This window comes from Pseudomonas sp. NPDC087803 (assembly GCF_044742995.1).
GTDB lineage: Bacteria > Pseudomonadota > Gammaproteobacteria > Pseudomonadales > Pseudomonadaceae > Aquipseudomonas.
The window spans coordinates 60,667-72,746 of the sequence record NZ_JBIUVO010000014.1 but is presented as its reverse complement, the minus strand read 5'-3'; the positions used below and the strand labels follow the sequence as shown (position 1 = coordinate 72,746).

12 protein-coding genes are annotated in these 12,080 nt (G+C 62.4%); 8 read left to right on the top strand and 4 right to left on the bottom strand.

Annotated features, from left to right (window positions below; translation table 11 throughout):
* Positions 1-199 precede the first annotated feature (199 nt).
* A complete protein-coding gene (locus ACIOUG_RS11180; RefSeq protein ID WP_095189923.1) occupies positions 200-904 on the top strand; it encodes a YebC/PmpR family DNA-binding transcriptional regulator in 705 nt (234 codons plus the stop codon).
* Between the two features lie 124 nt (positions 905-1,028).
* Here the strand turns inward: ACIOUG_RS11180 and ACIOUG_RS11175 are convergent, their stop codons facing one another.
* On the bottom strand, positions 1,029-2,342 hold the full coding sequence (locus tag ACIOUG_RS11175; RefSeq protein WP_401065299.1) for a protein kinase: 1,314 nt from the start codon (positions 2,340-2,342) through the stop codon (positions 1,029-1,031).
* Positions 2,343-2,557: 215 nt separating this feature from the next.
* Entirely contained in the window at positions 2,558-3,679 is a 1,122-nt protein-coding gene (zapE, locus tag ACIOUG_RS11170) for a cell division protein ZapE (protein WP_401065296.1), read from the bottom strand.
* A gap of 286 nt (positions 3,680-3,965) precedes the next feature.
* On the opposite strand from zapE, the gene ACIOUG_RS11165 reads away from it, so the two are divergent.
* The 7 genes from ACIOUG_RS11165 (at position 3,966) to ACIOUG_RS11135 (ending at position 10,582) form a co-directional block, all read left to right on the top strand.
* Positions 3,966-4,487, top strand: coding sequence for a spore coat U domain-containing protein (locus ACIOUG_RS11165; protein ID WP_401065293.1), 522 nt, complete (start codon positions 3,966-3,968; stop codon positions 4,485-4,487).
* A 105-nt stretch (positions 4,488-4,592) separates the two neighbouring features.
* On the top strand, positions 4,593-5,126 hold the full coding sequence (locus ACIOUG_RS11160; protein ID WP_401065290.1) for a spore coat U domain-containing protein: 534 nt from the start codon (positions 4,593-4,595) through the stop codon (positions 5,124-5,126).
* A gap of 20 nt (positions 5,127-5,146) precedes the next feature.
* On the top strand, positions 5,147-5,683 hold the full coding sequence (locus ACIOUG_RS11155; RefSeq protein ID WP_401065288.1) for a spore coat U domain-containing protein: 537 nt from the start codon (positions 5,147-5,149) through the stop codon (positions 5,681-5,683).
* Between the two features lie 4 nt (positions 5,684-5,687).
* The gene (locus ACIOUG_RS11150; protein WP_401065285.1) at positions 5,688-6,188 is read left to right on the top strand and encodes a spore coat U domain-containing protein; all 501 of its coding nucleotides are present in this window, start codon (positions 5,688-5,690) and stop codon (positions 6,186-6,188) included.
* A gap of 34 nt (positions 6,189-6,222) precedes the next feature.
* Positions 6,223-7,011 (top strand): molecular chaperone, encoded by a 789-nt coding sequence (locus tag ACIOUG_RS11145; RefSeq protein WP_401065283.1) that lies wholly within the window; start codon positions 6,223-6,225, stop codon positions 7,009-7,011.
* Between the two features lie 245 nt (positions 7,012-7,256).
* A complete protein-coding gene (locus ACIOUG_RS11140) occupies positions 7,257-9,614 on the top strand; it encodes a fimbria/pilus outer membrane usher protein (protein WP_401065281.1) in 2,358 nt (785 codons plus the stop codon).
* Positions 9,611-10,582 carry a spore coat protein U domain-containing protein gene (locus ACIOUG_RS11135; RefSeq protein WP_401065278.1) on the top strand — a complete coding sequence of 324 codons (972 nt, stop codon included), beginning with the start codon at positions 9,611-9,613 and terminating at the stop codon, positions 10,580-10,582. The genes ACIOUG_RS11140 and ACIOUG_RS11135 overlap by 4 nt, the downstream gene beginning before the upstream one ends.
* Positions 10,583-10,706: 124 nt before the next feature.
* Here the strand turns inward: ACIOUG_RS11135 and ACIOUG_RS11130 are convergent, their stop codons facing one another.
* Both ACIOUG_RS11130 and ACIOUG_RS11125 read right to left on the bottom strand, forming a co-directional pair.
* The gene (locus tag ACIOUG_RS11130; protein ID WP_401065275.1) at positions 10,707-11,462 is read right to left on the bottom strand and encodes an anti-sigma factor family protein; all 756 of its coding nucleotides are present in this window, start codon (positions 11,460-11,462) and stop codon (positions 10,707-10,709) included.
* On the bottom strand, positions 11,459-11,965 hold the full coding sequence (locus ACIOUG_RS11125) for an RNA polymerase sigma factor (RefSeq protein ID WP_401065273.1): 507 nt from the start codon (positions 11,963-11,965) through the stop codon (positions 11,459-11,461). The genes ACIOUG_RS11130 and ACIOUG_RS11125 overlap by 4 nt, the downstream gene beginning before the upstream one ends.
* Between the last annotated feature and the right edge of the window lie 115 nt (positions 11,966-12,080).

Sequence of the window (12,080 nt, the reverse complement as noted above, 5' to 3'; positions counted from 1 at the left end):
TACGGACGGCAGAGGGTACGAAAACGCGAGCACGAATGGTCATGGGCAGCGGGGTTTTCAGAATCGCCCTACAAGGTGTGGTGAAGATGTCGATTCAACAATGAATTTTTTTGGTCGATTGCCGACTTTAGGCCGTATAAACTTGGCGCCACGCGTCGGCCAATAGATGTCTCGGCGCCACAGATCAAGAGAGTGAGTAATGGGCGCACAGTGGAAGGTTAAACACAAAGAAGCGGCAGCCAACGCCAAGGGCAAGATCTTCGGCAAACTGGTGAAAGAAATCACCATCGCTGCCCGCAACGGTGCCGATACCGCCACCAACGCACACCTGCGTCTGGTGGTCGAACAGGCCAAGAAAGCTTCGATGCCCAAGGAAACCCTGGACCGCGCCATCAAGAAGGGCGCCGGCCTGCTGGGCGAAACCGTGCAGTACCACCGCGTGACGTACGAAGGTTTCGCGCCGCATCAGGTTCCGTTGATCGTCGAGTGCGTCACCGACAACATCAACCGCACCGTCGCGGAAATCCGCGTGGCGTTCCGCAAGGGCCAACTGGGTGCTTCCGGCTCGGTGGCCTGGGACTTCAACCACGTCGGCATGATCGAAGCGTCGCCGGACACCCCGGACGCCGATCCGGAAATGGCCGCGATCGAGGCCGGTGCCCAGGACTTCGAGCCGGGCGAAGACGGCGCGACCCTGTTCCTGACCGATCCGACCGACCTCGATGCTGTGCAGAAAGCCCTGCCTGAGCAAGGTTTCACTGTGCTGTCGGCCAAACTCGGCTACCAGCCGAAGAACCCGGTCAGCGGCCTGAGCGACGAGCAGATGGCTGAAGTTGAAGCATTCCTTGAAGGCCTCGACAACCACGACGACGTGCAGGACATGTTTGTCGGTCTGGCGGGCTGATTTGCTGCAAAGATAAACTGTGGCGAGGGAGCTTGCTCCCGCTCGGCTGCGTAGCAGTCGTTGTTTTTGGGACGGCTTCGCCGTCCAGCGGGAGCAAGCTCCCTCGCCACAGGATTTGTGTCAGTTACAGCTTTTCCAGCACCTCAATCACATCGCCAAACCCCGGCCGCGCCAGCACATCCGGTTGACAGCAACGCTGCTGCAACTCTTCCAGCATCTCGCGCCGCTCATCGCTCAACCCCGAGTCGATGCGCGCCAGCAATTCTCCGAGCAGAATCCCGAACGCGCGCACTTCGATGCGTTGCAGCGCCCGGGTTTCCAGGTTGTCCGTGGTGGCATGGAACGAAGCCGCGCCGAAATCCCCGAGCAAACATTCGCCTTGGTCGTTCAACAGAATGTTGTGGCCGTAGAGATCGCCGTGGGTGATGCCCTGTTGATGCAGGTGCTCGGCCGCCGAGGCGATGCCCCTGGCAATATTCAAGGCCACTTCGGCACTGAAGCGGCAATCCTCGGCATACACATCCCGTGAGCAGCTTGCCAGGCTGGGCAATGCTGCCAGGTTGCGAAAGCTTGGGTCGATCAGTTGCATCACCAGCCCCTGTTGCCCGTCAGGATGACCGTAAATACGGCCTTCCACGCGGATCAGGTTCGGGTGCAGGCCAGCGGTGATGCAGGCATTCATCTCGTGCAGTGGTGAACCGTCGCTGGTCATTTCACCTTTATATAACTTCACCGCGACCGGCACTTGCGAGCCGTCGGCGCGCTGCCACTGTGCCCGGGAAATCACCCCCGACGCACCTTCGCCCAGCCGTTGTTCCAGACGCAGCGCCGACCAGTCGATCAGCGGCGTGGCTTCCAGCGCGGCGGCATCGGCCTCGGTTTCCAATGGGTTACCGGCGTACGCCAGCCAGGTCAGGCTTGGCAGGGTCAGCAGCCACTGCGGCAACTCGCGCAAGCGGTTGGCGGCGATGCGGATCAGCTCCAGGCGCTGACATTGGCGCATGGACAATGGCAGCGTTTGCAGGCGATTGCCGGCCAACAGCAGTTTTTGCAGGTAGGGGCGTTCACCCAGTTCGGTCGGCAGGCTTTCGATGCAGTTGTCGGTCAGAATCAGCCAGCGCAGCAGCGGCGGCAGTGCTGCGCCCGGCACGTGGCTGATGCGGTTGGCCTTGAAGCCGATCATCGTCAGCGCCGCACATTTTCCGACACAGGCCGGCACTTCGGTGAAGCGGTTATCCGAGCAGAACAGAATGCGCATTCTGGTCAGCCGATGCAGGTCATCGGGCAGGCTGCTCAAGGCGTTGCCGCTGAGGTTGAGTACCTCCAGCGTGTCGGCCAGCTCGAAAATCTCCCGGGGAAACTCGGTCAGGCCGCAAGACAGGTCGAGCCGGGTAATGCCCGACAACTCGCCGGCGCGCAATTGAGCAAGGGTGTGCATGTAGGTGTTCACTGTCCAGGGAAAGAAGCGCCGGGCGCTCGGAATGGGCGACATGATAACGGTAACGGCTGAATTTGCACTGATCTGACCCTGGACGACACCCTGATCCTCGGTGGGAGCGGGCTTGCTCGCGAAGGCGTCCTGTCAATCAGTGATTTGTCACAGACACTCCGCTTTCGCGAGCAAGCCCGCTCCCACAATGGTGATCAATGGGCTCAGTGGATTTCCTGCAATTGCCCCAGCCGGCTGCGGGTGGGCGCCAGGTCGATGGCATTGCCGCCAAGCGCCTCGCGCAGTGGCCAGCGGCTGAGCAGGGTCAGGTGTTTGTCCTGATCGTAAAGCACGTCGATCAGGTTGATGAAGCGCTGTTGCGCGGCGGTCGAGCACTCACCCAGCTCCGGCAGATCGTCGATGATCCAGCGATCGAAACGCCGGCACAGCTCCAGATAATCCATCACTGCCGTCGGTTGCTCGCACACGTCGTTGAAAGTGAAGCCGACTGTTCCCCCGTCGCACAGCCGCGCCTGAAACTGCCGGGCGCCCACCGCTAACGTAATGGCTGGCGTATCTTCAGAGGGCAAATTCAAGGTCTGGCGCTGTGTCGCGGTAGCCGGCCAGACATAGTGGCCCTGGGTGAACAACTGATGCGCATGATGGCTCGCCTGACTGCGGTAATCGTGAGGGCCGCCGACCTCCATGACCTGCATTCGCGCGTTGATCAGGTCGATCACCGGTTTGAAGCGCGCGTGGTAGAGCGGGTTGGGCAGCAAGCCTTCCGGCGCATAGTTGGAGGTCACCAGCAGTAGAATGCCGCGCTGGAACAAGGCCTTGAACAGGCGGGTGATGAGCATCGCATCGCCGATGTCATGCACATGAAATTCGTCGAAACACAGGACGCGGCAATCGTCCAACAGCTCGTCGAGGGTGACGGCGAGCGCGTCGTCCTGTTGGCGATGCTCGAACATGCCCTGATGCAGGCGGGCGAAGAACCCATGAAAATGCACGCGCTGTTTCTGCGCGGTCGGCAGCGCCTGGAAAAAGCCGTCGAGCAGCCAGCTCTTGCCGCGTCCGACCGCACCATGCAGGTACAGGCTCGGCGGCGTTTGCGGCTTGTCGCCGAACAGCAGGCTGGCCTGCAACGCCATGCAGTCGATCACCCGCTGCTGGCTGTGGCTGAGGGTGTAACCCTGGCCCAGCGCCTTGTGCCGGAAGTAGTCGTGGATCGACCGGGCAATGGCGTCATGTCCGGCATGCGCGGGCCGCCCCTTGGCGAACCAGCGGCGCAGCGCCGACCAGCGTTGGGTCAGTGGCGATCGTTTGGGCGCTCGAGAGGGCACTGTGCAGTCACTCCGTTTTCATCAGACCGGCGCCCGAGAGCGCGGCGACGTAGTGTAACCAGAGCCTGCGCCAGGCTTCCATCGCGGCTTGTCGACTGCGGGCGATCACTGAACAACATAGTGCGGGACGTACAGTTATTTTCAGCGATGTCATTCGCCATGTTGCCAAACTTTCGAAACATATCCCGACAGATAGATGGATCCAATCGACTGGCGGATTCGTCGACCGTTGCTAACCTGAAACACAGTAACGTCATCCGGGTGTTCCCTCACAAGGAATGGGACAGTGATTGCACGTGTGGTAGTGGGCCTGCTCGGGTTGCTGGGGATCTCGGTGTACGCGGCGGAGCTTCAGGTCGAAGTCCGTGTGGATGTGCAGCGTGGCTGTCAACTGATCGGCCAGCAGCGCGAGGCGGGCATCGAACAACTGGGCGTGCTGGATTTCGGCAGCACTGCGCGTCTGGATGATCCGGCCGGGCCACTGGGAGCGGCGCTGACCAACCAGCGTCTGCCGCGCCTGGAATGCAACCCCGATACGCCGTATCAACTGCGGGTCGACGGTGGCCTGCATGGCGGCGTCGGTGAGGTTCGCTACATGGCGGGGGCGGCGGGGAGCAAGCCGATTCCTTATCGGCTGTATCAGGATGCGGCGCGGCGGGTGCCGTTGGTGGTGGATGTGCCGGTCAGCGGTCGGGTGCCGGATACCGGCACGGTCGAGCTGCCGCTGTATGCGCGGATCGAACGTCTGGCGCAGGTACCACAGGTCAGCCGCTATTCGGATCTGCTCAAGGTCACCGTGACCTGGTAAGCGCAGGATTTCAGGCAATCCGCTGGAGGCGGGTTGCGCAGGGAAGGGGCGTTCAAGGCTGAACGCAGGTTATGCAGGCATCCTGAAGGAGTAGGGACGGACGCAATGACAGGCAAGCACTGGATGGTCATCGCCACAGGTACGCTGCTGTTGCTCGCTGACGACGCACAGGCGGCGATCAGTGGGCAGATCAATGCGCGGCTGATCCTGATCGCCGGCTGCGAAGTCACCAACAGCGCCACCCCGGCGATCCCGGTGAGCAATCTCGGCACCCTCGACTTCGGTCAGCAGGGGCCGACCTGGACCGCGCCGATCAAGGCCAGTCTCGACGGTGACAGCAGTGGCAAGCTGAATGTCGCCTGTAACCCTTCGGTCACCGGGTTCACCGTCACCATCGACGGCGGCAGCCACGGTGACGGCACCACGCGGCGCTTGAGCAACGGGCGCCAGACCCTGCCTTATCAACTCTTTCTGGATGCCTCCGGCAGCCAGCGCTACAGCATCGGCCAACAACACAATTTCGCTGTCACCAGCGGTGCACAGATACCGATTCCGGTATTTGGCTCGGTGGTGGCGAATACCCGCGCGGTACCGGCAGGTGTCTATACCGACACCCTGACGGTGACGCTCGACTGGTAACCCCGTAGAGGACGGACACCATGCGTACGATTGCATCAAGGATAGGTTTGTCGTTGCTCGGCCTGACGCTGGTTTCCAGTGCTCATGCCGCCACCACTGTCACCGGCCAGATCACCGCCAGCCTGATCCTGACCAGCAGTTGTCAGGTCAATGGCGCCGGCGGCTCCACCGGGCTGAACTTCGGTGCCCTGAACTTCGGCACCGCCAACAGCCTGTTCACCACGGCCACCGGGCAGGTATTGGGTGGCGGTGGCGGGGCGCTGTCGATTCTCTGCTCCAGTGGCACGACCCCGGTGGTCAAGGTGCGCGCTGGCGCTCATGACGGGCAGTCACCCGGCGGCGCTCGAGCGCTGTACGACGGTGTCGCCAACTATGTGCCGTACGATTTCTACACCGATGCCGGCCATTCGCAGCTGCTGCCGATTGACGGGACGATCAACCTGGCGGCCAGCACCGGCGTGGCGCAGACGGTGAATATCTACGGTCAGGCGGTGGGCAAGGCGGGGCTGCCGGCGGGGACTTACACCGACACCGTCGCTGTTGAACTGACGTTCTGATGCCATGCGCCGTCAGGGCTGTGCCGCGCTGCTCCTGCTCTGTGCGGGCAATGTGCCGCTGCCGCTGGGGGCGGCCACCAGTCAGAGCTTTCAGGTCAGCGCGACGATCACGCCGGGGTGTCTGGTGGTGGGCGGGGTGTCGAATTACGGCGGGCTGAATTTCGGCTCAAGTTCGGCCCTGGCCACCGGCACGGTGCAAGTCGCGCTGACTGGCGGCGTGCAGCTGCAATGCACGCCAGGGGTGACATTGAACATGAGCGTCGATGGCGGCCAGTACAACAGCAGCGGTCGGCACATGCAGATCAACAGCGGCAGTGCGCGGGTGGCTTACGCGCTGTTTCGCGACGCGGCTTACAGCCAGAGCCTGGGCATCGGCCAGAGCGTGGCGGTGGCTTATAGCGATGCGAACAACATCAGGCTGCCGATTTACGGCCAGGCGCAATTACCGGGCAATCAGCCTGGGGGGACGTACAGCGACGTGCTGCAGGTGCAGCTATCGTGGTAAGGCGACATTTGAATGGCCGACAAGGAGCAGGTTGATGGGGGCAGTTACGTCAGGGCATTGGTTTTTACAGGGCGCGTTGTTGGCGCTGGTCATGCTCGGTGGCGGCAATGCGCAGGCCGCCAGTTCGGTGCTGATCTGGCCGATTGATCCGGTGCTGGAGGCTGATCAACAGGCCAGTGCCCTGTGGCTGGAGAATCGCGGCACGGAAACCGCCAACCTGCAGATCCGCGTGTTCGGCTGGAGCCAGAGCGGTTTTGAAGAGCAATACCAGAATCAGCGTGACGTGATTGGCAGCCCACCGGTGGCGAAGATCGAGCCGGGGCAGAAGCAACTGGTGCGCCTGACCCGAACCAAGGATGTGCCACCGGGGCAGGAACTGGCCTACCGGATCATCATCGACGAAATCCCTTCCGCCCAGCCACCGGCTGCCGAGGGCGGCAAAACCGCCGCTGCGATTCGCTTCCAGATGCGTTATTCGGTGCCGTTGTTCGCCTATGGTGCGGGGCTGTGGAGCAAGGAGGACAGCACTCGTCCGCGCGATCCCAAAGGCGTCGGTGTGCCGCAACTGAGCTGGCGCACCGTGGCGGTGGACGGCAAGCCCTATGTCGAGGTGCGCAATCAGGGCGCAGTGCATGCGCGGCTGACCGACGTGACGCTCAAACAGGGTGGACAGAGCAAACCACTGGCCGAGGGCCTGCTCGGTTATGTGCTGCCGGGGGCGGTGATGCGCTGGCCGGCACCGGGGCCGCTGGCGAGTGAGTCGGCGTTGCAGGTGCGGGTCAATGGCGGGGCGCAAGTGCAGAGCGTGGCGCCGGGACGCTAACACAAGACCCTGTGTCGAGCGGATGACTGTGGTGAGGGAGCTTGCTCCCGCTGGGTTGCGAAGCAGCCTCAAGCCGTGTCAGGTAGTCCGCTTAAACAGGTCTGACGACGGCTGCGCCGCCGAGCGGGAGCAAGCTCCCTCGCCACATTGATTGCATCGTGTCGTCAAAAATCCAGAGAAAGCTGACTGGCTTTGGCAAGAGTGGTATCAGGAGGATCAAGTCCATTGACGGACGTAAAGCGTGTATGAGCCCGGGATGGGCTCGTCGTATTCAGCGTCCGTTGTGGCTCATCGGCGGCGCGTGTTGCCTGATGTTCGTTCAACCATCCGGGGCCGGCGAACTGCCGCCGCCCCCCAGCGGCATGGAGGCCGTGAGTGATGCACAGCTGTTTTTGGAATTGGTGGTCAATCAAATGAACACCGGGCGGGTGGTGGCGGTGCAGCAGCGCGACGGGCATCTGTTCCTGCCGGCCAGCGTATTGCGTGAAACCGGGATGACATTGCCCGAGGGTAGTGCTGACGAAGTCGATCTCGACGGCCTGCCGGGACTGCACAGCGAATATGACAGTGTCGGCCAGCGCCTGCTGTTGGTGGTACCGCCGCAGTGGTTGCCGGACCAGTTCATCGGCAATCGCCAGAATTATCCGCGCACGCCGGCGCTGAGCAGTTTCGGCGCGTTGTTCAACTACGACTTGTACCTCAATGACACCGACGATGCCGGCACTTATCTGGCGGCGTGGAACGAGGTGCGGCTGTTCGACAGTTGGGGCACGCTGTCCAACACCGGGCAGTACCGGCGCACCTTGTCCGGCGCTTCGCTCAGTACGCTGGACAACGGCTATCTGCGCTACGACACCACCTGGCGCTACTCCGATGACGAGCGAATGCTCACCTACGAAGGCGGCGACGTGATCAGCGGCGCCTTGCCCTGGAGCAATTCGGTGCGCCTGGGCGGCGTGCAGTTCTCGAGGGATTTTGCCGTGCGCCCGGATCTGGTGACCTATCCGTTGCCGCAGTTCGCCGGTGAAGCCGCGGTGCCGTCGTCGGTGGATCTGTTCATCAACGGCTACAAGTCGAGCAGCACCGACCTGCAACCGGGACCGTATACCCTGACCAACATTCCTTTCATCAATGGCGCCGGGGAGGCGGTGGTGGTGACCACCGATGCGCTGGGGCGGCAGGTGTCGACCACGGTGCCGTTCTATGTCACCAGCAGTCTGCTGCAAAAAGGCCTGAGTGATTTTTCGGTGGCAGCCGGTACGTTGCGCCGCGATTACGGCCTGAAGGACTTCAGCTATGGCCCCGGCGTGAGCTCCGGCAGCCTGCGATACGGTGTCAGCGACAGCTTCACCCTGGAAAGCCACGCCGAAGCGGCGGACGCGCTGACCCTCGGCGGCATCGGCGGCAATTTGCGTCTGGGCAATTTCGGCGTGCTCAACAGCGCCATCAGCCAGAGCCGATTCGACGGCGACGGCGGCGAGCAGTTGAGCCTCGGTTATCAATACAGCAGCCAGCGCTACAGTTTTTCCTGGCAGCGCCTGCAACGTCGCGACCAATACGCCGACCTCAGCGTGATCGACAGCCCTTACATCAGCCTAAGCCGGCGCAGCGAGCAGGCGACCCTGAGCGTCAACCTCGAGCGCTGGGGCAGTCTCGGTGCCGGTTATTTCGATGTGCGTGCGGCGGACGATTCGCGTACCCGGTTGCTCAACCTGAGCTGGAGCAAACCGTTGTGGCGCAACAGCAGTTTCTACCTGTCGGCCAACCGCGAGATCGGCGACAGCAACTGGGCGGTGCAGGCGCAACTGGTCATTCCGTTCGATCTGCGCGGCAGCCTGGCGATCAGCAGCGAGCGCAGCAAGACCGGGCAGAGTCAGCAGCGGGTCAATTACAGCCGTTCGGTGCCGTCCGAAGGCGGGGTCGGCTTCAATCTGGGGTACGCCAAGGGTGACGGCGCGGATTATCGGCAGGCTGACGTGACCTGGCGTCTGCAATCGGTGCAATTGCAGGCCGGGGTCTACGGCACTTCGGACGCCGAAACTCGCTGGGCCGATGCCAGTGGCTCGCTGGTGTGGATGGACCGGCAGGTGTTCGCCGCCAATCGCATCGACGACGCGTTTGTGGTGGTCAGCACCGATGGCTTTGCCGATATTCCGGTGCGCTACGAAAACCAGCAGGTCGGTCAGACCGATAAAAACGGTCACGTGCTGGTGCCATGGAGCAGCGCGTACTACCGCGGCAAATACGAAATCGATCCGCTGAATTTGCCGGCCAACGTGCGCAGCCCCAACGTCGAACAACGCATCGCCGTGCGCCGTGGCAGCGGCTACTTGCTGGAGTTTCCACTGACCCGGGTGATCGCCGCGAGTATCGTGCTGGTGGATGCCCAACAACGCGAACTGCCGTTGGGCGCGGGTGTGCTGCATGAGCAGAGCGGTACGCGCACGGTGGTCGGTTGGGACGGGCTGGTTTATCTGGAAAACCTCCAGGCGCAGAACTCGTTGCAGGTTTCGCTGGCCGACGGCAAGACCTGCAAGGCGCAATTCGCCGTGGACATGCAGCAAAGCCAGGTGCCGCTGATCGGCCCGTTGGTGTGCCAGTGATCGCCAACCGGATCTGCCTGTGCCTGGCGTTGCTGCTGCCGGGGGCGGCGCAGGCCTTGTGTTCGGTGGTCAGCACCACGCCGGCTGCCTTCGGCTCGATCAGCTCGATAGCCGTGCGCACTACGACGCAGCCCAGTTCCACGCTGAATGCCGGTTTGAGTTGCACCGGTTCGCTGCTGTCACTGCTGACCAGCAACGATCATTTCTACGCCACCATCACCTCGACCCAGAGCGGCTTGCTCGGGCCGACCGGCGATGTCATCGGGTACACGATTTACGCCAACAACAGCACCAGCTACCCGGTCACTCGTGGCACCGCATTCGACTTCGCCCGCAACGGCATCATCGACGCCTTGGGACTGCTCAACGGCACCACCCCGAAAACCGTGCCACTGTATTTGGGCACGACCATTGGCAGCAACGTCGCCGCCGGTGTCTATACGGAAACCTTGAGCATTTTCTGGAACTGGAATTACTGCTCGGGAATCGGTATCGGCAGTGTGTGCCTGGGGCGCGATATCAGCAGCGGCACCGCGACATTGACGGTGAACCTGACCGTGTCCAACGACTGCACGATTACTGCGCCGAACATTGCCTTTGGCAGTGCGCCGGTGATCAGCGCTTTTACCCCGGTGACGGGGCAGACGATCAATCTGGCCTGCACCAAGGGCAGCGCCTACACCGTCGGTTTGAGCGACGGGCAGAATGCGCTCAGCGTCGGTGGGCGACGGCGGATGATTTCCGGGAGTAATTATCTGGCTTACGACATCTTCAAAAGCGCTGGCACCACCCGGTGGGGCAGCGTCGGCAGTGCGCGCCGCTCGAGCACTGACGCTGAGGTCAATCCCGGCAATGGGTTGGGCACCGGCAGCCAGATCTTCAACTACAACGCGAAAATCTACACCGACCAGACCACGCCGCCGGCGGGGACGTACCTGGACAATGTGGTGCTCGACGTGGGGTTCTGAATCATACGATGAACCACTTGTGGGAGCGGGCTTGCTCGCGAAAGCAGCAGGTCAGTCGCCATCATTGTTGAATGACACAGCGCTTTCGCGAGCAAGCCCGCTCCCACAGGGGTATGCAGCAGATTCAGAAAGGCTGTGATTGCTTAAGCACTTGCGCAGCCGGCGAGTCCGTTGGGCTGACCATCGCATAGTTGTATCCGCCACCGGACCAGTAATCGGCTTGCAGATCACCGTCGCTGCGGCTGCCGCGTGGCAGGAAGGTGTTTTTCGGCCCCGGTGGCCGCACGTAAAAACTCACCTTGTGGCCGCTGCGATCCTCATACATGACCATCGCCGCCGGGCCTTCGTCGGTGCTGAGCAGGCGGCCGCTGACCGGTTCGAAGCCGGCGGATTTCAGATCCGGCAAGCGACTGGCCTGGGTGAAATAGCGGTCGAGCCAATGCTGCATGTCGCCGTCACTGTCGACTTTGTAGTCCGCCGGCAAAATCCCTTGCTGGGCGATCAAACGATAGGCTTGCAAGGCATCGGTCATCGGCAGAATGGAAGAGCGCACGAGGGTCATTTCCCGCGCCTGCCAGCCACTGAAACCGCCGATGCCGACCGCGATCAGCAATACCGCCGCGCTGGCCAGGTGTCGCCGCGACTGACGCTTCAGACGCTGGCGAATCAGCGTCGGATCAAGGTGCGGATTGGCCGGTTGCTGCAAGGCCCCGCCCAGGGCTGCGCGCAACAACTGTGCGTCGTGCTGCCAGGCGCGCACCTGCGCGGCGGCTTCCGAGTGAGTGGCCAGCCAGGTGTCGACCAGACGCCGGTCGGCCTCGCTGAGCTGGTGGTCGACGTAGGCGTGCAGGTCACGCTCGCTGGGGGGCAGGCTGATCATTTGAGTATCCGCAAAGAAGGGCTGTTGATGTCGCCGTCGCTGAGTTGGCGCAAGGCCTGGCGGGCGCGGGACAGGCGCGACATCACGGTGCCGGTGGGGATGTTGAGGATTTGCGCGACTTCCTTGTAGCTCAGGCCTTCGACCGAGACCATCAGCAACAGCGCACGTTGTTCGGTGGGCAGGCGATCGAAGGCTTGCAGGGTTGCCTGGGCGATTACCGTGCGCTCGGTCGAGGGCTCGGTGTCGTCGCGACCGGTAAAGAATTCGAGCATCCGCGCATAACGACGTGAGCGCCGGTGAGCATCGAGAAACTGCCGATAGAGGATCGCGAACAGCCACGCGCGCACGTCACCCTCGGCGCGTTTGGCGCCCCAGCCGGACAGGGCCCGCTCGAGGCTGGCCTGCACCAGATCGTCGGCGCTGCTGCTGTTGCGGGTCAACGACACGGCAAAGCGGCGCAATCTGGGAATGATTTCTCTCAACTGTTCGTCGAATTCGCTCATGAATTTCTGCTAGTCACTACGCTGTGGACTAGGGAGACGTCTGCCGTTCGAGGTTATTCCACGTTCGGAAAAATAAATACCGGGCCATGGAATAAATCCCGATGGGGCGCGTCTT

Excerpts from the sequence above, each read along its gene's own strand:
- ACIOUG_RS11180 (WP_095189923.1), top strand. The coding sequence starts at position 200 with ATGGGCGCACAGTGGAAGGTTAAACACAAAGAAGCGGCAGCCAACGCC.
- ACIOUG_RS11175 (WP_401065299.1), bottom strand. The coding sequence starts at position 2,342 with ATGCACACCCTTGCTCAATTGCGCGCCGGCGAGTTGTCGGGCATTACC.
- ACIOUG_RS11160 (WP_401065290.1), top strand. The coding sequence starts at position 4,593 with ATGACAGGCAAGCACTGGATGGTCATCGCCACAGGTACGCTGCTGTTG.
- ACIOUG_RS11155 (WP_401065288.1), top strand. The coding sequence starts at position 5,147 with ATGCGTACGATTGCATCAAGGATAGGTTTGTCGTTGCTCGGCCTGACG.
- ACIOUG_RS11150 (WP_401065285.1), top strand. The coding sequence starts at position 5,688 with ATGCGCCGTCAGGGCTGTGCCGCGCTGCTCCTGCTCTGTGCGGGCAAT.
- ACIOUG_RS11145 (WP_401065283.1), top strand. The coding sequence starts at position 6,223 with ATGGGGGCAGTTACGTCAGGGCATTGGTTTTTACAGGGCGCGTTGTTG.
- ACIOUG_RS11140 (WP_401065281.1), top strand. The coding sequence starts at position 7,257 with ATGAGCCCGGGATGGGCTCGTCGTATTCAGCGTCCGTTGTGGCTCATC.
- ACIOUG_RS11130 (WP_401065275.1), bottom strand. The coding sequence starts at position 11,462 with ATGATCAGCCTGCCCCCCAGCGAGCGTGACCTGCACGCCTACGTCGAC.
- ACIOUG_RS11125 (WP_401065273.1), bottom strand. The coding sequence starts at position 11,965 with ATGAGCGAATTCGACGAACAGTTGAGAGAAATCATTCCCAGATTGCGC.